1 rRNA gene is annotated in these 211 nt (G+C 42.2%); it reads left to right on the top strand.

From position 1 onward, the window contains the following. Positions 1–104 precede the first annotated feature (104 nt). A 23S ribosomal RNA gene (locus M3183_RS27025) occupies positions 105–211 on the top strand; the annotation flags it as partial.

Genomic DNA, 211 nt, shown 5'->3' with positions numbered 1-211 from the left:
ATTCGTTCTTTGAAAACTAGATAATCGTAAGAAGAAGTAACCAAGTAAGAACCGAGTATCGCCATTTTAGTTTTTCTCTCTAATTATTAGAGTAAAACCTTTTAGGTTAAGTTAGAAAGGGCGCACGGTGAATGCCTTGGCACTAGGAGCCGATGAAGGACGGGACTAACACCGATATGCTTCGGGGAGCTGTAAGCAAGCTTTGATCCGG

Origin of the sequence: Neobacillus mesonae (assembly GCF_023715155.1) — a bacterium.
Taxonomy (GTDB): Bacteria; Bacillota; Bacilli; order Bacillales; family Cytobacillaceae; genus Neobacillus; species Neobacillus mesonae_A.
This window is presented reverse-complemented; position numbering and strand designations above follow the sequence as displayed.